Here is a 19,892-nt window from a genome sequence, read left to right as displayed (position 1 = left end):
GAATTTCCCGGAGGCCAGCCGTGGTAAGATCCAGCCCCTCCGGGAAACGTATGCGATGTTTTTGCGACAGCCGATCGCGAGAGCAAAAACATACAAAACTCGGCCATTCACTTACAGAACAAAATTTACAACGGCAATTGACGCGCATGACAGAATTAATAAACACCGGTCGTCCACTCGTATCCGGTTGGCTACTTTTCTTTATCTTTGCGGCTTGATCTTCCCATAATACATGATCGCAGCAAACAACCTATCGCTCCAATTTGGAAAGCGCGTCCTTTTCGACGAAGTCAATATAAAATTTACGGCCGGCAACTGCTATGGCGTGATTGGCGCCAATGGCGCCGGTAAATCGACCTTCCTGAAGATCCTGGCAGGTGACATTGATCCTACCCGCGGCAAGGTGGTGATCGATCCGGGCAAGCGTATGGCGGTGCTCCGGCAGGATCACCATGCCTACGACGAAGTGCCCGTGCTCGACGCGGTGATGATGGGGCACAGCCGCCTATGGACGATCATGCAAGAAAAAGATGCCATTTATGCGAAGCCCGACTTCTCTGAAGAAGACGGTGTACGTGCCTCGGAATTGGAAGCCGATTTCGCCGAGATGGATGGATGGAATGCGCAATCGGATGCAGCCTCTCTGCTCAGCGGCCTGGGCATTCCCGAAGAAGATCATTATAAGCTGCTGCAAGAGCTCAGCGGTAATCAAAAGGTACGGATCCTCCTCGCGCAGGCACTGTTTGGCAACCCCGACATCCTGATTCTCGATGAGCCTACCAACGACTTGGATATCAACACCATTACGTGGCTGGAAGATTTCTTGCTGGAGTTTAAGAATACCGTGATTGTTGTATCGCACGACCGTCACTTCCTTGACACTGTCTGTACGCATATCGCCGACATCGACTTTAGCGCCATTAAACTCTACACCGGCAGCTACACCTTCTGGTACCAATCGAGCCAGCTGGCGTTGCAGCAACGCTCGTCGGCCAACAAGAAAGCCGAAGAAAAGAAAAAGGAACTGCAGGAATTTATCCAGCGCTTTAGCGCCAACGCCTCCAAGTCACGCCAGGCAACCAGCCGCCGTAAGCTGTTGGACAAGATCAACGTGGACGATATCCAACCGTCCACTCGTCGTTACCCGGCCATCATCTTCCAGCAGAAGCGCACTGCCGGCGACCAGATACTTCAAATCGAGAACCTGAGCTATTCGCTCAACGGCTCCCCGCTCTTTAAGAACCTGGACGTATACGTCAACAAAGGCGACAAGATCGCATTCCTCAGCAAAGAGGGCCTGGCCATCACATCGCTGTTCCGCATTTTAGCCGGTGAGCTAAAGCCTGATACAGGCGAGTTTAAATTCGGCCAGACGATCACCCCGGCCTACCTGCCGGCGAATAACGAAGAGTACTTTAACTCGAACGACAACCTCATCGACTGGCTGCGTCAATATGCCGAGGACGAAAATAAAGACGAGGTATACGTCCGCGGCTTCCTGGGTAAAATGCTCTTCTCCGGGGAAGAGGTGTTCAAAAAATGCAACGTATTGTCGGGTGGTGAGAAGGTACGCTGCATGGTATCGCGGATGATGCTGGCCGGTGGCAACTTGCTGATCCTGGACGAGCCCACCAACCACCTTGACCTGGAATCGATCACGGCATTTAACAACGCTCTGAAAGACTTTCCCGGCGCGGTACTCTTCACGTCGCATGACCACGAGTTCACCAACACCGTGGCCAACCGCATCATTGAGATCTCGCCGAACGGCTTTATCGATAAGCTCATGTCGTACGACGAATACATTGAGAACGACAAGGTAGCCGCACAGAAATTAACACTCTACGCGTAGAATCAGTGTGCGTGTGAGAGCGAAGAGAAACAGAAAACCTGTATTTGCCTGTCGCTCTCACACGAATAAAGTCGTGCACTTCCTTACTGTGCGTGCCATAACCCTATCGTGAATTATTACGCTTAATCTCAAAAAAGCATTCGTCACAGACAATGCGGATCTGGGCGAACGCCTCCGATTTTTCATTCCACTCCCCTTCCTTCCGGCGTTCCAGCTCGCAGGCATCACACCACGCCTGGTAGTCGTCTTCCGGCGCTATGTCGGGATCGGATTCAAACGCCTCATAAAATCCTACATTCGTGTCCGTTCCTAAATGCTGGCAGACAAAGGCTGCCCGCGTTCGCGTGCCGTGCTCTCCACATTCAACCTGTCGTTGCTGGTTCTTTTGTTCCACCAATGCTTCATGTTCTTCTTGTGTCAGCTCGTTAGTGAATATGAAGTAGATATATTGATGCTCGTGCGGGATGCGGTAGACACCGATGCCGCTTATCAACGTGGCGGCTATCGCCGTCAGGGCCCAGCCCATATATTCATCACTCTGCCCGTGAAAGCCTTCGGTCAGGGGCAGGAAGCCATGCGCGTTTCCAAACGCCTGCACCTTCTCAAGACCTTTGGATACATGCCGTGGAGTAGTCTTGTTGAACCAGGACCACATCCAGGTATTCCGCCGCGACGAAAACGATCCTACGTCGATGTATTTGAAATACAAATTCCGACCATCCTCCGAGTAAAAGTGAAACGCGCCGATGTCGTGGTCATAGAACCAGTTTTCGTAGCTGTTCAGGTCGTACAGTTCGATAAAGGTCTTTTGAAGCGACGAGATTTCTTCCAGGCATTGATCTTTGTAGGCGTCGAAGTCGTCTATGTTCATCGGTAGCGAAGTTGGCAGTTCAAATATAATAAACTACTTCCGACCACGTCTGCGCCTGTCATACACGTGTCATTGCGGATATTCGGTAGCAAAACCTTCCTACGCGCTCGGGCAGGTCCCATCAAGCCCGCGACGACGCTCCGCTAAAAAGACGCTTCACCATGGGCCATGCCCCTGTCGACCACAACGCCCAGGCAACGAGCACCGGCTGGAAAAAGAGGCGGGCGAAACGCTTTTCCTCCGTATCGAGGCCAAAGGCGTTGGTGTCGTTGACGTACTGCGCGATGTTGCCTGGAAATACAAGGATGTAAAAAACGGCCAGCGCAATGCCTACCTCTACCCGGAGTTGGCGCCAGAAGATCATGGTGGCTCCCAAAAGCACCTCAACAATGCCTGAAAGTATCACCACCAGGTCTTTACTCAGCGGTACCCAGTCCGGCACCTGGGCCTGGAATTCCTGACGTTGGAAGGTTAAGTGGCCAACGCCGGCCAGGAGCATGAAGGCGCCGAGGGTGATGCGGAAGATGGTTTGAGTGCGGGTTGTAGGTGTTTGCATGAAGGTGTATTTCAGGGGAAACTCCCAAAAAACTATACCTGTGCCCAAATCGGATTCGGGTGTAGGTTTAGACGGGGTACGTGTATGGTTGCCTAAGTTACGTTACCGTTGGGAGTCGGGAGACTCCCCCATTGTAGGCAGCGTTGGATACCTTGTTATACTAAACTTTTATATAAATTTTGTTACGGTCTAATATATATCCGATGGCCCAATTCAGCAGCATGAATGAAATGGCGAAGAGTAGTGAGGCCAGCTTCTCGGGGGTGAAACTCGCAAAGAACAGATAGACGGCGTGTAGCAGGCTGTGATCTCCGACAGGGACAGTGTATAGTATCGTGATCAGCACACCCGCTGAAGCATAGATGAACAACGGGTTTTTGCCGAAAACCTCGAAGAAATATGTCCACCCGCGACGTGCTTGCAGCTCGATGATGTATACCAATGCCGACAGTACCACGAGTGCGATGCCTGTTGTGACCAATGTGAACGAGCTCGTCCAGATCTTTTTGTTGATCGGAAATGCCGGGTGCCATGCCAGTGCTACGGCAATCAATGCGGCGCCTGCCAGTAGAAGTTTCGCAATAGTCTCATAGCTGTTTCCGCGGCGGCGGATGAAGTCGCCGGCCAGGAAACCAATGATGACATTGACGATTGCCGGTAGTGTGCTCAAAATGCCTTCCGGATCAAAGGCAACGCCCTCGCCGTGGTACAGGCGCGGATCGCCGATCAACCATTTGTCCAGGGCGTTCCCCGCATAGCCTGTCAGGCTGTAGGGGTCACCGGGCGTGCCGGCCACGTATAGGATCAACCAATAGGCCAGCAGCAGTATGGCGCCGACGATCACGGTCGTGCGACGCGATGTATAATAAATGATGATGGACGCGATGCCATAGCACAACGCGATGCGCTGCAATACGCCGGGAATACGGGCGTCCGCAGGACTGATAAAAGCTCCCTGGCCAAAATCGTAGAACGGGAACCACGACAACAGGTAGCCGATCAAAAAGATCAGGGCCGTACGTTTGAGTGTCTTCTTCCAAAAGATGGCACTGCCCTGCCCGGTATACTTGTGCATGGCAAAGGCCATGGCATTGCCGACGGCAAAAAGAAAGGACGGAAAGACGAGATCGGTTGGCGTCAGGCCGTGCCACGGAGCATGTAGGAACGGACCGTATACGTGGCCCCAGCTTCCGGGCGAATTGACGATGATCATGAGGCAAACCGTCATACCGCGGAATACATCCAGGGCGAGGTAGCGTGCAGGTTGGTTGGTCATGGTTTTAGCGTAGGTCGATCTGGAATTGTGGGGATAGAATAGTAATTATTTTTGAGTGCCACAAATCTGCCCGCCCGCCAGATCAGTGGTAATGGCCGATTCATAGGCAAAATAGTTGTTCAGTAAAGCTATTCCGGCCGGTTTTTCCGCCTGTATTTTATCCAGCGCAGCAACCGCTGCTGTAGCGCGTATGTGGGAATTGCAAAAGGAATTCTACCTTTCGCCCCTTACAAACCCAACCGACAACAATCTGACTATGGCTACCACCTTTAACGCCGCCCGCTACAGCCAAATGGAATACCGCCGTTGTGGCAAAAGCGGGATCAAACTGCCGGCAGTATCACTGGGCCTCTGGCACAACTTCGGCTATGTCGACACCCTCGAAAACGGTCGCGACATCCTGCGCCTGGCGTTCGACGCCGGCATTACCCATTTCGACCTGGCCAACAACTACGGACCGCCGCCGGGCTCTGCCGAAGAGAACTTTGGCCGCATCCTGCACCGCGACTTTACCAACCATCGCGATGAGCTCATCATCTCTACCAAAGCCGGCTATACCATGTGGGAGGGGCCTTACGGGGACTGGGGGTCTAAAAAATACCTGGTGTCCAGCCTTGACCAAAGCCTGCGGCGCATGAAGCTTGATTACGTCGACATCTTCTACCACCACCGGCCCGATCCGGAAACGCCGCTCGAGGAGACGATGTATGCGCTCGACCTGATCGTGCGCCAGGGAAAGGCCTTATATGCGGGCATTTCCAACTATCCCGCGGCGGAAGCCGCACGCGCCATCCGCATCCTGCGTGAGTTGGGTACACCTTGTTTAATACACCAGCCCAAATACTCCATGTTCGAGCGTTGGGTGGAAGACGGCCTGCTGAGTTTGCTCGATGCCGAAGGTGTGGGCTGCATTCCGTTCTCGCCCTTGGCGCAGGGCATGCTGACCGACAAATACCTCCACGGTATTCCGTCAGATTCGCGTGCTGCTAAACCACATGGTTTTTTAAAGGAGAGTCAGATTACGGATGCACGCCTGCAACAGATCCGCCAGTTGAACGAACTTGCTACCCAACGGGGCCAGAAGCTTGCGCACATGGCATTGGCCTGGCTGCTCAAGGACAAGCGCGTTACCTCGGTACTGGTAGGCGCCAGCCGTCCCGAGCAACTCGCGGACTCGTTGCGTTGCCTGGAGAACACCCGCTTCAGCACCGACGAGCTTGCCGCCATCGAACGCATCCTGGGATAAACAAACTCCAATCTGGGAGAAAATAATAGCCGGCGACAACCGTTATAAGAACCGTGGTGCAGGGAAGAGCAGGTTTTTTACCCTGCACCCGGCCGCCGGGTACGTATTTTTTATAAAATAAGTAGCGACATTTCAATCAAAAGAAATCCTGATCCTACGTGGGCTTTCGGTCCTGCGCAACGCGGGGGCAGGGCGTTTTCTGACGCTTTGGCACCATCCTGCCAAAAAAGCCTATGTCCGTGACTTAACCCCTGTTCAGGGTTCGCTTTCATTTTCGGTGCTTTCCACGTTAACCCTACATGCCCGTTTTACTGCCGTTTTTACCGGCCGTTAAGAATTGGCGCAAAGGTTGTATACCTTGGGGTGTCAGCAATGTTGGTAAAGCCTGACATCCCTTGAAGACCTATCTGAAATGTGCTGGTAAATCCACATATGTTGTGGCAGCACACCGGTTATTCCTCACTTCGGTGGCGCGAACCGTCCACTTTCTACAGGAATTCTTTTTGTCTCTGTGTTGGAAAGAATCACGGAGAATGAAACAGCCTTCTTTATTACCGGTGTACAAGTATACGACGTGGGCCCTCCTGGTGCTTGTGTTGGCATCCTGCCATAAGGACTTAACCCAGGTCCAGCAGTCGCCCAAGACCGCCCTGCCGGTGGTCACTGACACAACTGCCCTGCCGGCGCCAGTGCTCCTGGCTGGGAAAAGCGTGCTCATCGACTCCTTTAAGCACCCCCTGGACAAACGCAAGCTCTTGCTTCCGGTAAAAGACGCTTACCAAAACAAGAAGGTGCAACAGAAGATTCAGGGCTTTTATACCGCCAATGGCTATAAAACCAAATGGTTGGACGACGTCGGCCCGAACTCGTTGTATACAGCCCTTGCCGAAGAGCTCAGTCACGCCGACCGTTATGGCCTGTCACCCGAAGAATATGATATCCGCGAGTTAGACCACCTGCTCGAGGCGGTATACCGCGTGCAGCCGCCGGCCGCGGACCTGATCGTCGAGCTCGACATGCAGATCACCGAGGCGTTTTTCCTCTTTACGACGCACCTCACGGAGGGTAAACTTACCCGCGCCGCCGGTAACAACATCTGGATCCGGAACAACAGTAATAGCATCGCCCGTAAAACGCCCGACCTGGATGTACAAATGCTGGCCGGCATCGCGACTCCCGGCCAACTGGCCGAAATGATCCGCCGCGTACAACCCGCCAGCGAACAGTACGGCCGTCTGCAAAGAGCATTGGAAGAATACCGCGCGTTGGAGAAAACCAACACCACGGCTTTCCCGGTCATTCCGGTAACGGAAAAGATCAAACCTGACGAACGTCATGCGGCGATTCCCGTCCTGCGCCGCAAGCTGTCGCTTACGGACCTGAAAATATATACCATGCCGGTGGATACCACCACGGGCATGGTCGACTCTTTATTGTACGACGCCGAGCTGGTATCGGCAGTGAAATGGTTCCAGCTGCGCCACGGCCTCACCCCCGATGGCATCGTGGGCGAGCGCACGCTGCGTTTCCTCAACCAGCCGCTGAAAGACAAGGCCGACATCCTGGCCCTGAACCTCGAGCGCATGCGCTGGATTCCGGAACGCAACGAAAACAGCTGTATCCGCGTGAACGTGCCCGAGTATATGCTGCGCATCTACGAGAACCAAAAGCCTGAGTTTGAAATGAAGGTGATCGTCGGCGCGCCCAACAAGGCCACCCCGATCTTTGACGACGTGCTGAAGAACATCGTCTTTAGTCCGACCTGGACTGTGCCGACCAGCATTATCCGCGAAGAGATCATTCCGCATCTGAAGAAAGACCCGCAATATTATGCCGAGAAGAACTATGCTTTCTATCGAGGCGGCGTAGCGATCGACCCTTCTACCGAAGTGTGGGAAGGTGAAAATGCCAATCCGTACCAACTACGCGTAGTACAACAACCCGGCGCGGACAACTCGCTGGGACGCGTGAAGTTTTTGCTTACCAACGACATGAGCATCTACCTGCACGACACACCCAACCACCGTTTGTTTAATAAAGACTATCGCGCCTTAAGCCACGGCTGTGTACGGTTGGATGAGCCTGCGCGCTTTGCAGCTTATCTGCTGCGAAACCAACCAGGCTGGAGCATGGCCTCCGTTCAGAAGGCCATGGACGGTAACGCTCCAGCTGGTATACCATTGAAAAAACAATACCCCGTTCACCTGGAATACTTCACAGCGTGGGTGGATGACAATGGTCTGATTAATTTCCGCGAAGATATCTACGGTTTTGATAAGCAACAGCTTCGGGAGCTGTATACGGTAAGAGGCTCTTCTGTAGCTGGCCTGTAAACGTCTCGGCCAGTGGTTCCTGCCGGCGCGCCATCATTTCTTCCGGTTGTATGAGCGCATCGTATGTCTTCAGGTAACGCGACGATGTCAGGTAGTTGATGTCGTCGTAGTACGCAAAGATGGCTGTATGTCCTTTGATCGCATCGATCACTTCCCGCGAAATTTCTTTTGGCAATGCAGGGCAGCCCTGGCTGCGACCTAAACGGCCGTACCGGCGGATCCACGACTCGCTTACATAGTCAGCGTCATGCATGACTACGGCACGCTCGCGCATGTTATCATTATAACCGGCGTCCATACCATCGAGCTTCAGGCTATATCCTTTGCTGCCGATATAGGTCTCTGCGGTAACATAAAAGCCCAGGCTGCTTTGATTCGAGTGCACGGTGTTGGAAAATGACTGCGCAACATTCTCACCGGTGTTGCGACCATGACTGACGTAGGTATAAAATTTCACCGTCAGCGTGCTCATGTCCAGTGTATAAAAACGCTTCTGCGTACTGGGCTTTGTAAAGTCTATGATCGTAAACAGATTTTTGTCGTTGAGCTTGCCTTCGTGCCGCAGGGTGGCGTAGCCAATCATGCCGTACCGGAAGGCTTCGTACGAAAGGTCATATTTAGCGAGGCCAATGGTGCTGTACAGGCTGTGCAGGGAATCTTCCAGATTAAACCGTTTGGTCGGGGCGGCGTCCATGTCGAGGGCCGGAACGGAATCGGGCGCGACCGGAACCGGCGCTGCGTGGGTGTAGAAAATATTCCCTAAAGAGAGGAAGCCAAGAATAAAGTACAGCACGGTATGTTTCATTCAGAGAGAGGGTTATGAACTGAAAAATCGATGATGCGAAGAAAGGCCCCGAACCGGCTAAAAAAAAGCCAATGAACGATCAAACAGTACATTGGAAGAAAATGAGGTCATTTTGCATGGGCATTGACATCTACACTTTCATAAACAGCGCACAAAATTCTACATGTCAAATAGTTATGTAGATTAAAATACCCCTTTCAAGCATCCCTCCCCGGGTTGAGGTGCAGAAACCCCGGGCATAAAAAATTACGAAGACCGCGGCTTTGTCGCAAGTATTTAATTACTTTTACTTTTGTTAAGTATATTATCATGAAGCTTCATCCTCCTGAAAAGCCACTAAAATTCCTGCGTTGGTTTTGCCGGAAGGATTACCTGGAAGAGATCGAAGGCGACCTGGTCGAACTCTTTGAACAGGAATCAGATCAGTCGCCGCGCCGGGCTCGCCGCGCATTCGCCTGGCGTGTACTGAAGTATTTGCGTCCAGGTTTTATCCGTTCGTTTCATTCCCGACCCCTCGCCCCCACTGCCATGCTGAAACACAACCTGCTCATCACCCTGCGAAGCTTTCAACGCTATAAAGCTTCCTTTCTTATCAACCTCATCGGCCTGACGGCAGGCCTGGCTTGCGCCGTGGTCCTTTACCTATGGATACAGGACGAGTTGCACATCGATCGTTACCACGCCAACGACGCACGCCTATACCAGGTGCTGCAACACTCGGACGAGCAAGGTAATATCGCTACCGGTGCCGGTACCGCCGGCATCCTGGCCCGGGCTATCACGGCCGAGCTACCGGAAGTCGAGCAAGCCACCACAGTCGTGCGCGCTCAATGGTTCTCGGAGAAAGGTGTTTTAACCGTTGGCGACACACGCATGCGCCTGGGCGGACAATACGCCGAGTCTAACTACTTCCAGGTATTTACATGCCCCCTCCTCGCCGGCAATCCCGGCAAGGCACTGACAGACAAGTATAGCATATTACTTTCCGAAACCACCGCCCAACGACTCTTCGGCACCACGGAAGACCTACTGGGCAAAGTGGTGGAATGGAAGGTCGGCTTCAGCACAGGGCTGTTTCACATCACCGGCATCTTCGAGGACGTCCCCCCGGCATCCTCCACCCCCTTTGATGTCATGCTGAGCTTCGACGTATTTCTCGACGACCATCCCTGGTTACGCGAATGGGGCAACAGCGATCCCAATACCTTCCTGGTCGTACGGCCTGGCGCCGACATCGACGCCCTGAACCTCAAGCTCACCAAACTGCTGCAGCGCAACCTGAAGGAGTCACGACACGCACTTTCTCTGCAGCGCTATTCCGAACGGTATCTCCACGGCCGGTATGAGAACGGTGTGCCGGCAGGCGGACGTATTCTCTATGTACAGCTCTTCTCCGTCATTGCCGTATTTCTGGTCGGCATTGCCTGCATCAACTTCATGAACCTGTCTACCGCGCGCGCATCGCGGCGCGTGAAGGAAGTCGGAATCAAGAAAGCCATTGGCGCTGCGCGTAGCGCGTTGGTCGTACAATACCTGCAGGAGTCCCTCCTCATGGCATTCTTGTCGCTGGGCGTCGCTACCGCGGCCGTCTGGGTGCTTCTTCCCTCCATTAACGGCCTGACAGGTAAAACACTCATGCTGACGTGGGACATGGACCTGATACTGCCGGCATTCGGCGTCACGTTGCTCACCGGCGTACTGGCGGGCAGCTACCCGGCGCTTTACCTGTCGGGCTTCCGGCCCGCGCGGGTGCTCAAGGGCAAGCCTGTTACACCCACGGGTGGGCTGCTGGCGCGTCGCGGCCTGGTCGTATTCCAATTTGTGGTGTCGGTTATTCTCATCGTGACGGTGCTGGTGGTATATCGGCAGATGGATTATATCCAGTCGCGTAACCTCGGCTACAACCGCGACCATGTCGTGATGTTCGAGCTGGAAATGACAAACCAACCCACGGAAGAATTCCTGGCGGAAGGCGGCACCTTCGAGCACAACGTCGAGGCATTCCTGCAAGAGATCCGGCAGATACCGGGTGTCACACAGGTTGCCAATTCCGCGCACAACATCACGGGCTACCACGGCCGCCTGGGCGGCATTGACTGGCGCGAGGGTGAAGATGATAACGAAATGATGTTCGCCAACCTCGAGGTGGGGTATGATTTTACTCAGGCACTGCGCATACGCATCGTAGAAGGCAAACCGTTCCTGCGCGACTCCGGCACCGGGCGCCGCGGCGTGATCTTTAACCAGGCTGCAATCGACCGCATGGGCCTGGCCGATCCGGTTGGCAAAACGTTGCGCTTGTGGGGGCAGGAAAAAGAGATCGTCGGCGTGGTCGAGAACTTCCACTTTACGTCGCTGTACGAAAAGGTAGAGCCGCTGGTGATGCAATTAGAGCCGCGCGGCACGACGATGATGATCCGCCTCCGCGCGGGCGAAGAACGCGAAACGCTCGCCCGCCTGGAAACGCTCTACCATCGCCACATGGCCGGCCTGACCTTTGACTACCGCTTCCTCGACGACACCTACCAGGCATTGTACGCCGCCGAGCAGCGCATCTCGACATTGTCGCGTTACTTTGCCGGCATCGCTATTCTCATCTCCTGCCTGGGCTTGTTCGGCCTGGCCGCCTTCACGGCGGAGCGCCGCGAGAAGGAGATTGGCATTCGTAAGATACTCGGCTCCGGCGACGCCCGCATTGTATGGTTGCTTTCCGCCGACTTCGCGCACATGGTACTGATCGCCGTCGTCGTGGCCATTCCTATTAGCTACATCGCCGCCCGGCAATGGCTCAGTGGCTTTGCCTACAGCACATCCCTGGACTGGTGGCTCTTCGCCGGCGCCGGTGTTCTGGCCTTGTTGGTCGCCTTGCTCACGGTAGCCCTGCAAACCATTCGCGCCGCACGTGTCAACCCGGTACAGTCACTCACGAAGGAATAGGCATACCGGCACAACACTGTGTCGGGCATTGCCTATATTCGCTGGTAACAAAACGGCATGTACGCCATCCTTCTTTATACTACACTGGTCTGGGGGCCCATAGGCAATGCCTTGTATGCTCCCGACTCCGTGCTGCCGTTAACCCCGGCAGCTTGTCAGGCAATACGCCATACCTTACGGGCAAAAGATCGGCCGTATGTAGTGCTCGATGCGCAAGACCGGGTCGATCGTGCCGCTATCAATCGCCACACGTCCAAAAGCCCGAACTTCCAGGCATTAAAAACACTGATCAACGATACGCTCGTAGTCGAAGTGACGATAGGCAATGACTATCTATACCGCGACACCCATGATTCGATACGGCACGGAAGCCTCGTCGCCGTATATACTAACGAACTGACCGATGCGACGCAATACATGCTGCAATACACCGTAGCGCAACTGAAGAACATGGGCTTTCGCGACGAGATACGGGCCAGTGGACCGTCGGGCATTACATTGCTTCCCGGTGGGGAGCAGGATGTAGAGGGCGATGGTAAGGGTTCTGTGAACGGCCACATTGTCGTGGTGTTATCCAGCGACCTGACGGAACGTGACGCCGCGCGCAAGCTGGCGCACGAGGCGTATGGCCACGCGTTATTTTTTATGCTTCGCAAAGATCCCAATCACGCCGAAGATAAAGCGCGCGGCGGAAATCAGGCACTGGAAGATCAGATCCAAAGGAGTATAGAAGAGACTGAAAGGAATTACGACGATGCTACCCCTTCCTGTCCAAAAAAGATAAAACGTGGTCATTAAAAGCACCGGCATGCTCAACCATGAGCAGGTGCCGGCCTATCCTAAATGTCGGATAATGCGGTGGTAACGGGTGGGGTATAGGGCGACAACACCGTGGGATATGCCTGCTGCAAGCGCCGTTCGATATAGTCAACAAGGTTTTTTTCCGGTGCCATACCGCCCGTGGCGAACGTCCGCAAGCGCGTATCGATGCCAAGATAGTAGTGGTCGCCGGAAGCATCGATCAGATATTCCACGGCACCGTGGTCCAGACTCGCAGCTTGCACCAGCCGTTCCACCTCGCGAACAATATCGTCGGAAGGCCGGTAACCTTCCCCCACGTCCGTATATCCCTGGCGGTATACATCGCCTTTATCGTGCGCATAGCGATGCGCATCTTCCCGGATGCGTTGTGCTGACAATACTTTACCACCCAGCGTCTCCACCCGGTAAATAAAATGGTCTTCCGGATATATATACTCGCGTATCACGGCACTGTGGTCCGTACCCAGGTTGATCCGATAACAGGATACTGCTTCTTCCACGCTGCGCAGTGATTCAAAGCGCAATGCCTGGCCACCGCAGTTGGCCTCGATCACGATCGGAAACCGCAACGACAACGCCGCCGGCACAATTTGCGACAGGTCGTTTACAATACGTGCTTTTGGAAACGGCAGGTTAAGCTGTGCCAGCAATGCGAGTTGCCGTGCCTTACCACTGCCGGCGCGTTGCGCACGCACGTTGTTGATTACCGGTACGCCGGTATGCTCCAGGTGCGCCAGGTAACTGGAAGTGTACGATAGACGCTGTGCGGGTACACCCGGCGCCTCCGCCAAACCCGTCAGGTTTACCACCAAACTATATGGAGTCTGCCGTTCCGCCGGGTTAAATTGATGATGCGCCACGTTGATCCGCACAAAGGGAATGCGGCGCTGCTCGAGCTCAGAAAAGAACGGTTTCAACACCGGAGCATGGGCCTGCTCATACACAATGCCCAGGGGTTTCTTGTAGGAAGCAAATGAAGTCATACCGTTACTGTTTTGGTTGCATTTCTCACGATTCTTTACCGCAACTAACTGGGTGGGAAGTTAATTATCTACCATAATGATAGACAAAATAGTCTATTCTACTTTTCTTATGCAACTTTTCGTAGGAGTTTTATGCGAAAGGTGGATATTCTGAAGGTAAGTCGCTAAAAATTAGTGCCTTAGTCTAAAGACCCCTGAATTTGGGAGATTTATTTTGCTTATCTCTACTTCCCTATGGGTATTATAGATAACTTTGTAAAACAGTCAAAAGTCACTCTCAAAATCCTATCCTATGCTTTCGAAAAAATGTCAGTATGCCCTGCACGCTCTGACCTACCTATCCACGGTAAAAGAGGGCGGCTCGGTCACGATCGGCGAAATTGCCGAAGAGAAAAACATCCCCAAGAAGTTCCTGGAAACAATTCTACTCGACATGAAAAATGCCGGTATTTTGGGAAGTAAAAAAGGTAAAAGTGGCGGTTATTACCTGCGCAAAAAGACCGACCAGATCTCTATCCTCGAGGTTATTCGACTCATCGATGGCGCTGTCGCCATGTTGCCTTGCGTCTCTTTACACTTTTACAACTCCTGCGGTATGTGCGCAAACGAGCAGGAGTGTTCCATCAATCGTATTTTTGGCCAGGTGCGCGATGAAACACTAAAAATTCTCTCGTCTAACACCGTGTCAGACCTGGCCATCAAGACAGAGCTGGCAGGCAAGGTATTCTAGACTTTAAAAACAGATCGGTCCGTTGATTACCGGTATACCGGCGGTCAACGGACCTTTCCGTTAACCCTATTTCTCACAACAACTTTTCGTCTATATATTGTCGGAAAGAAAAGACACGTTGTTATTCTACAAAGTGTAAATCCTTGCCGAACGTCTCCTTCATCTTCCACAACGCCAGCGTGGCAATCAGCAGACTGGCTCCCCCTACCACCCAGGCGCTGAAGATCATGGAGTGACTGATGCGTAACCACTCAAACGCCAGTGTCAGGGGCACCACCGTGCCGCGCACAAAATTCGGCACGGTGGTGGCTACCGTCGCGCGAATGTTCGTTCCAAACTGCTCAGCTGCAATCGTTACAAACAGCGCCCAGTAACCAATCGCAAAGCCGAGGAAAAAACAACGTGTATAAAACGCCGTCGCAGAAAGCACCGTCGATGTTAAGTATATAGCCATCGCGGTAGCCGTCAGGAAGAGAAAAACGAGCACGACCTTCTTACGGCTTTTCAACGCCTGGCTGAGCAGGCCCGAAGACAAATCGCCCAGCGACAGCCCGATATAGCAACACATCACGGCCTTGCCCGCATCAATGGCCTCCGGCAGACTCATGCTCACAGCAAACTCCGGCGAGAACGTCACCAGGATGCCGATCACAAACCAGATGGGCAAACCGATGAGAATACAGCGCAGATAATTGGCCAGCAGCGGGCCGCGCGAAAAGAGTATAAAGAAATTGCCACGTTCGACCTTCTTGTCACGCACCTCGGCAAACATACCCGACTCCGCCACGCTATACCGCAGCAGTAACAGGCATAGTCCCAGGCCGCCGCCAATCCAGTAGGCTACCTGCCAGTCGGTAAGCTCCGCTACAAAATAAGCCAGCACGGCGCCAAAAAGCCCCACTGCCGCGACCAGCGTGGTACCGTAGCCCCGGATATGCTTAGGTAAGATCTCGGCCACGAGCGTAATGCCCGCGCCCAGCTCCCCCGCCAATCCTACACCGGCGATAAATCGCAGAATCGCGTATTGCGGCACCGTGGTAACAAAACCGTTGGCCAGGTTGGCCAGCGAGTATAACAAAATGGAACCGAAGAGCACCGATAACCGGCCGCGCTTGTCACCCAGTATACCCCAGAGTATGCCGCCGGTCAACAGACCGGCCATCTGAATGTTAATGAGAAAAATGCCGTCGCGCAGCAGCGCATCGCCGGTCCTACCGAGGGCCCGGAGGCTTGGCACACGCACAATGCTGAAAAGCAACAGATCGTATATATCGACAAAGTACCCCAGTGCCGCGATGATCACCGGCGGCCGTAGGATTTGTTTGAGTGTATTCATAGACAGGAAAAGAAAAACCGGCCCACCACGCCTTACCCAACATGGCGGACACGGTATACTGAAAAAGAATTTACGGACGGGTATACAGCTGTTGCAACACTTCCCGACGGGTAGTCTGCCCGGGCGTAAAGGTTAGTTTCTTGCCAGAGGCTTTCTCCCACAAAGCCACCGTCTCTCCATCGGCTACGTCTGACAGCCGGGCTTTCCACTCCGGCAAGTAGCCCTGTAAACCGAGTGTCTGTACCATGGCAAAGTCGGCGTCGGCGGGCTTCACATCCTGAAAATAGACAAGCGTCGCGTGCTGCATGATCAGCGTCTTCTGTAATTCTTCTATGGGCACATGGCGTACCTTTACCTGTCGGTCGATGGCAAGTGCCGCCGCAACACCTGCAGCCTGGCCAATGGCCATCCAGCACGGTTCCATACGCAGCGTGGAGAAACCAATGTGGCTACCGGATACTGGCACCGGCAACAACAAGTTGTCGATTTCTTTCGGCACCATTACCCCATAAGGCACTGTATATACCTGTGAGGGATAGCTTAAAAATCCGTCGAGGTGTACGCGCCCCGGCTCGCGCTTGCGCACGGCGTGCGAGTCGAGCGCATAGTGGCTGGCCGTGATGCTGCTGTTGTGAATGACGGGGCGTTGGCCCGGTATGCGGGCGGTGGCGTCCTGAGCAGTGAAAAAGTATATACCTTCAAAGCGCCGGCCTTCGCGCACATAGACCTGGCGCGGAAAGTTTCCGTTGTCGGTGTATTCGTCCTTCGAAAAACCCCATTCTTTGGCAGCTTTGCGGAAGTGCTCGGGCAGCTCCTTGTCATTCTGGGCAAAATATAGCAAGCCTTCGATATAGGAACGCAGGCGCTGAGCGAAGGCATCCCGCCACACCCACCCAGACGTAGGCCAGGGCCAGTTTTCTTCCGGCAGGTCCGTGGAGATGAACGCCATGTGTTGGTTGTTGGCATCTGTTTTGGCATTGGGCAGCTTCACCATGTTGCTGACGCGGGCAATGCCCCACACGTCGCCCGGAATCTGCGAAGGGTTTCCGCGGGCAATATGCTTACGGTTTTCTTCCAGCATGGCGGTCGTTACTTTTTCCATCTGCACACCCGTGTGGCGGCCGGTCCAGACGTCGTCGATCATGGAGGTATACTCGTTCCGGTTATATACCGCCGGTTTTTGCACGGGCACGCGGTTGGCCGGGTTGTTGGTCAGGCACAAGCGATAGTTGTATGACTGTACGGCGTTGTCGCCGAGGAACGTCGTCCCTGCTCCTTCCGGGCCGCCCCAGGATTTATATACCACGCCGGCGCCTGGCTCGTTAAATTCTTCTTTCCCTTCCCGGCCGGTGCGAAACGGAATACGGGCTGCCGCGCCGAGGTCGCCTTCGTAGGTGGCGTCGGCGAAAATTTTGCCGCGGTAGGTCTCGGGCTGACCACTTTCGCGGTTCAGCACTGTGATTTGTTCGATACGGTCGTTGCGCAGCACGATGTTCTCGTCCAGCGCATCGAACTGCCGCATCTTCAGCACCGTTATTTTAGCGGCTTGCCCGGCCAGCATTTGCTCCAGGACCTTTTCCGCCACGGATGGTTCGAAGTGAAAACCGTCAGAGCAATCTTTCACCTGTTGAGAGGCTTCGCCGTAGCGGTCTACATAGTATTGGCGGATGTGGCCGATGAATTCAGCAAACAGACCTGTGGTGGCACCACGGGTGGCGATGTCGGTCGCCCCAAGGCCGTTGGCAGGCAGGCCGCCGATGTGGCTGGTGCGCTCGAGAATGACAGAGGTTTTGCCGGCACGGGCGGCTCCTAAGGCGGTCATGATGCCGCCGGGGGTGCCCCCGACAATGACCAGGTCATATTGCTGCGCATAGGCGCCCGTGATAAAAAAAGCGATCAGGATCGAAAGTAATATCGGTCGTATCTTCATGGTGTTTTCGGTTTGTTCGTGCGTTTGTACACGGTTCATTAGTCGGCTTGTCCAGCCGGTACGCATAGCACGGCATCGGCCACGACGGTGCCTGTCGCGGCGCCGGCAGCAGACACTTCTATATATCCTTTGTTACCGGCCGCGAAGGTATACTTGCCCAGCGATACCCACTCACCCGAGGTCTGGCCTTCGACCACAAGGTCTGCCGGCTTGACGGTAACTTCTTTTTTCTTCTTGCCGTCATGCACGGTCACGGCGACGTTGGCGGGGGCATCCGCCACCTTGGGCAAATACAAGTATACTGTATAGGTTTGCTGCTTTGGCACCACCGGTGTGAAGCGCAAGGTTGCCGCGCTGCCGGCAGCGGTAGTCAGGAACGACGGTCCGTAGCCCCCTTTGGCCTGCGGCTGCCAGGTGCCCGTACGGGTGACGGCTCCAGCCTCCTCGTTGTCCACCAAAATATCGCCCGGCCGGCCGTCGGCCAGGGGGTTTGTTTTCAGCATGGACTGCAGGGCCGCAATATCCAGCGCCTGAATATCTTTCTTTCCGTCGATGGCCAGGACAGCAGCCGTAGCGGCCGATTGCGCCAGGACCATGAACACGGGCTCCATTCGAATTGAGCCGTACGCAATATGGGTCGCCGACAAACATACCGGCACAAAAAGATTGGTGCACTCGGTTGCCTTCGGCACGAGGGAGCCATAGGCAATGGGATATGGGCCGAAGCCGCCGATTTCCACATTGCCTTCATTTTTCACCAACCCGTTTACGACCAGGCGCTGACAGTTGTGCGAGTCCATGGTATAGGCGGCCATGCCTACTCCGTCCTTCACGACTTCCTTTCCTTCGCAGTTTGCCTGGTGCATAACATACTGGCCTACCAGCCGCCGGGCTTCGCGCACATAGAGCTGCGGCGACCAGTTACCGGTGTCGGTATATTCATCCTTCGGGTAGCCGTAGGTAAGCATCTCGTCGCGCAACGGTTTTGGCACGCGGGGATCGTGTCCATAAAAATACAGCAGTCCTTTGGTATAGGCCTCGTGGTCCGCCACGATACGAGCGCGTTGCACATAGCCGGCATCGGGGTAATCATGGTTCATACCGATCATGTCAGTCGAGAATCCACCGCGGTTGTTGATGTCGGTTTTATTGTTCGGCATACGGCTGATGATGAAATAGTCGTTCAGCTTACGCTTGGCCGGCGTGGCCGCGAAGATGCGGAGCAAGAGCTCGTACTTCGTGGAGTCGTAACCGGCGGGCCGGGTGATCGGCAACTGGTTACGTGGATCGGTGGAGAGGCAAATGCGGTAATTATAGGCCTGCACGCTACGGTCGCCTGTACCGTTCGGTGCCAGCACGGCGGGACTTATCCCCCACAGCAACCCGCTGTCGGGGTTGCCAGGTGTTTTATAGGGGTCGATGCTTCCGGGGATTTGGTGGCCTTCCATGACCTGCACGCCGTTGATCGTTTCCCCGTATGCTTTATTATCCTCCCGGCCCACGGCATACGACACGCCGGCTTTGGCCATGAGGTCACCCTCGTAGCCGCAGTCGATGAACATCGCGGCCTTGACGGTGATGTTGGGGGCAGTCCGGTTGATGCTGTTTTCAAGGACGATTTCGGTAATCCGTCCATTGTATTTTTTTACCTCCTTCAGGCGGTATTCATACACCACGCGGAAGCCTCCACGCTGTACATAGCCCTGAAATGTTTCTTCGGCCACGTGTGGCTCGAACGTCCATTGCTCAAATTTGCCATAGTGCTGGCCAATGCGCCGATAAAAATCGCGCGCCAGTCCGGTGATGGCATATTTGTTACCGATGTCGGTATACCCCAGGCCGCCGGAGCTCATGCCGCCCAGGTGCCGGCCGGGCTCGATAAGCAAAGCTTTCTTGCCGAGCTTCTGCGCCGTGTACGCGCCGATCACGCCGGCCGAGGTGCCGCCATACAAACACACATCCGTCTCCAATACAGTTTGGGCAAATGCCGGCGACCACTGCAGGAGAATGATGAATGCTATCGTTCCGAATATCTTTTTTGTGCAGATCATAAATTCTGTTTCAAATGAGGATGAGAAAAAAGGCACCTGTTAAAAACAGTCAGGTGCCTTCGTTTTTTTACTCTTCAGGGGTCGATCGGTAAGTAAACCCAGGCATTTCAGCCTGAGATTCTCGTAAAACGCAACGTGAAGCTCTCGCTTCATTGCGCTTCCAT

General features: G+C 54.3%; 14 protein-coding genes. 6 read left to right on the top strand and 8 right to left on the bottom strand.

Annotation, left to right across the window (positions count from 1 at the left end; genetic code table 11):
* Window positions 1-232 precede the first annotated feature (232 nt).
* Complete coding sequence (locus KK062_RS24275; protein WP_254086965.1) at window positions 233-1,852, top strand: ABC-F family ATP-binding cassette domain-containing protein; 1,620 nt, start codon at window positions 233-235, stop codon at window positions 1,850-1,852.
* A 103-nt stretch (window positions 1,853-1,955) separates the two neighbouring features.
* Here the strand turns inward: KK062_RS24275 and KK062_RS24270 are convergent, their stop codons facing one another.
* From KK062_RS24270 to KK062_RS24260, 3 genes are all read right to left on the bottom strand, one after another.
* The gene (locus KK062_RS24270) at window positions 1,956-2,723 is read right to left on the bottom strand and encodes a DUF6882 domain-containing protein (protein ID WP_254086964.1); all 768 of its coding nucleotides are present in this window, start codon (window positions 2,721-2,723) and stop codon (window positions 1,956-1,958) included.
* Window positions 2,724-2,844: 121 nt separating this feature from the next.
* Window positions 2,845-3,279 carry a DoxX family protein gene (locus KK062_RS24265; protein ID WP_254086963.1) on the bottom strand — a complete coding sequence of 145 codons (435 nt, stop codon included), beginning with the start codon at window positions 3,277-3,279 and terminating at the stop codon, window positions 2,845-2,847.
* Window positions 3,280-3,439: 160 nt separating this feature from the next.
* Window positions 3,440-4,555, bottom strand: coding sequence for an acyltransferase family protein (locus KK062_RS24260; protein ID WP_254086962.1), 1,116 nt, complete (start codon window positions 4,553-4,555; stop codon window positions 3,440-3,442).
* Window positions 4,556-4,811: 256 nt separating this feature from the next.
* Between KK062_RS24260 and mgrA the strand changes: the two genes are divergently transcribed.
* Window positions 4,812-5,801, top strand: a complete 990-nt coding sequence (mgrA, locus tag KK062_RS24255; protein WP_254086961.1) for an L-glyceraldehyde 3-phosphate reductase — start codon at window positions 4,812-4,814, stop codon at window positions 5,799-5,801.
* Window positions 5,802-6,334: 533 nt separating this feature from the next.
* The gene (locus tag KK062_RS24250; RefSeq protein ID WP_254086960.1) at window positions 6,335-8,134 is read left to right on the top strand and encodes a L,D-transpeptidase family protein; all 1,800 of its coding nucleotides are present in this window, start codon (window positions 6,335-6,337) and stop codon (window positions 8,132-8,134) included.
* On the opposite strand, the gene KK062_RS24245 is transcribed toward KK062_RS24250, so the two are convergent.
* The gene (locus tag KK062_RS24245; RefSeq protein ID WP_254086959.1) at window positions 8,046-8,939 is read right to left on the bottom strand and encodes a murein L,D-transpeptidase catalytic domain family protein; all 894 of its coding nucleotides are present in this window, start codon (window positions 8,937-8,939) and stop codon (window positions 8,046-8,048) included. The genes KK062_RS24250 and KK062_RS24245 overlap by 89 nt on opposite strands.
* A gap of 309 nt (window positions 8,940-9,248) precedes the next feature.
* Here KK062_RS24245 and KK062_RS24240 point away from each other — a divergent pair, with 309 nt between their 5' ends.
* On the top strand, window positions 9,249-11,876 hold the full coding sequence (locus tag KK062_RS24240; protein WP_254086958.1) for an ABC transporter permease: 2,628 nt from the start codon (window positions 9,249-9,251) through the stop codon (window positions 11,874-11,876).
* A 57-nt stretch (window positions 11,877-11,933) separates the two neighbouring features.
* Window positions 11,934-12,674, top strand: coding sequence for a hypothetical protein (locus KK062_RS24235; protein ID WP_254086957.1), 741 nt, complete (start codon window positions 11,934-11,936; stop codon window positions 12,672-12,674).
* Between the two features lie 41 nt (window positions 12,675-12,715).
* On the opposite strand, the gene KK062_RS24230 is transcribed toward KK062_RS24235, so the two are convergent.
* Window positions 12,716-13,681, bottom strand: coding sequence for an ATP-grasp domain-containing protein (locus tag KK062_RS24230; protein ID WP_254086956.1), 966 nt, complete (start codon window positions 13,679-13,681; stop codon window positions 12,716-12,718).
* A gap of 292 nt (window positions 13,682-13,973) precedes the next feature.
* Between KK062_RS24230 and KK062_RS24225 the strand changes: the two genes are divergently transcribed.
* Complete coding sequence (locus tag KK062_RS24225) at window positions 13,974-14,411, top strand: RrF2 family transcriptional regulator (RefSeq protein WP_254086955.1); 438 nt, start codon at window positions 13,974-13,976, stop codon at window positions 14,409-14,411.
* A 121-nt stretch (window positions 14,412-14,532) separates the two neighbouring features.
* Here the strand turns inward: KK062_RS24225 and KK062_RS24220 are convergent, their stop codons facing one another.
* From KK062_RS24220 to KK062_RS24210, 3 genes are all read right to left on the bottom strand, one after another.
* On the bottom strand, window positions 14,533-15,747 hold the full coding sequence (locus KK062_RS24220; protein ID WP_254086954.1) for an MFS transporter: 1,215 nt from the start codon (window positions 15,745-15,747) through the stop codon (window positions 14,533-14,535).
* A 70-nt stretch (window positions 15,748-15,817) separates the two neighbouring features.
* The gene (locus tag KK062_RS24215; RefSeq protein WP_254086953.1) at window positions 15,818-17,677 is read right to left on the bottom strand and encodes an FAD-dependent oxidoreductase; all 1,860 of its coding nucleotides are present in this window, start codon (window positions 17,675-17,677) and stop codon (window positions 15,818-15,820) included.
* A 38-nt stretch (window positions 17,678-17,715) separates the two neighbouring features.
* Entirely contained in the window at window positions 17,716-19,728 is a 2,013-nt protein-coding gene (locus KK062_RS24210; RefSeq protein ID WP_254086952.1) for an FAD-dependent oxidoreductase, read from the bottom strand.
* Window positions 19,729-19,892 lie beyond the last annotated feature (164 nt).

This window comes from Dawidia cretensis (assembly GCF_018598175.1).
GTDB classification, from domain to species: domain Bacteria; phylum Bacteroidota; class Bacteroidia; order Cytophagales; family Cyclobacteriaceae; genus Ohtaekwangia; species Ohtaekwangia cretensis.
This window is presented reverse-complemented; position numbering and strand designations above follow the sequence as displayed.

What these genes read in the sequence shown, in the direction of transcription:
- KK062_RS24275 (WP_254086965.1), top strand. Translation starts at nt 233, where the DNA reads ATGATCGCAGCAAACAACCTATCGCTCCAATTTGGAAAGCGCGTCCTT.
- KK062_RS24270 (WP_254086964.1), bottom strand. Translation starts at nt 2,723, where the DNA reads ATGAACATAGACGACTTCGACGCCTACAAAGATCAATGCCTGGAAGAA.
- KK062_RS24265 (WP_254086963.1), bottom strand. Translation starts at nt 3,279, where the DNA reads ATGCAAACACCTACAACCCGCACTCAAACCATCTTCCGCATCACCCTC.
- KK062_RS24260 (WP_254086962.1), bottom strand. Translation starts at nt 4,555, where the DNA reads ATGACCAACCAACCTGCACGCTACCTCGCCCTGGATGTATTCCGCGGT.
- mgrA (WP_254086961.1), top strand. Translation starts at nt 4,812, where the DNA reads ATGGCTACCACCTTTAACGCCGCCCGCTACAGCCAAATGGAATACCGC.
- KK062_RS24250 (WP_254086960.1), top strand. Translation starts at nt 6,335, where the DNA reads ATGAAACAGCCTTCTTTATTACCGGTGTACAAGTATACGACGTGGGCC.
- KK062_RS24245 (WP_254086959.1), bottom strand. Translation starts at nt 8,939, where the DNA reads ATGAAACATACCGTGCTGTACTTTATTCTTGGCTTCCTCTCTTTAGGG.
- KK062_RS24240 (WP_254086958.1), top strand. Translation starts at nt 9,249, where the DNA reads ATGAAGCTTCATCCTCCTGAAAAGCCACTAAAATTCCTGCGTTGGTTT.
- KK062_RS24235 (WP_254086957.1), top strand. Translation starts at nt 11,934, where the DNA reads ATGTACGCCATCCTTCTTTATACTACACTGGTCTGGGGGCCCATAGGC.
- KK062_RS24230 (WP_254086956.1), bottom strand. Translation starts at nt 13,681, where the DNA reads ATGACTTCATTTGCTTCCTACAAGAAACCCCTGGGCATTGTGTATGAG.
- KK062_RS24225 (WP_254086955.1), top strand. Translation starts at nt 13,974, where the DNA reads ATGCTTTCGAAAAAATGTCAGTATGCCCTGCACGCTCTGACCTACCTA.
- KK062_RS24220 (WP_254086954.1), bottom strand. Translation starts at nt 15,747, where the DNA reads ATGAATACACTCAAACAAATCCTACGGCCGCCGGTGATCATCGCGGCA.
- KK062_RS24215 (WP_254086953.1), bottom strand. Translation starts at nt 17,677, where the DNA reads ATGAAGATACGACCGATATTACTTTCGATCCTGATCGCTTTTTTTATC.
- KK062_RS24210 (WP_254086952.1), bottom strand. Translation starts at nt 19,728, where the DNA reads ATGATCTGCACAAAAAAGATATTCGGAACGATAGCATTCATCATTCTC.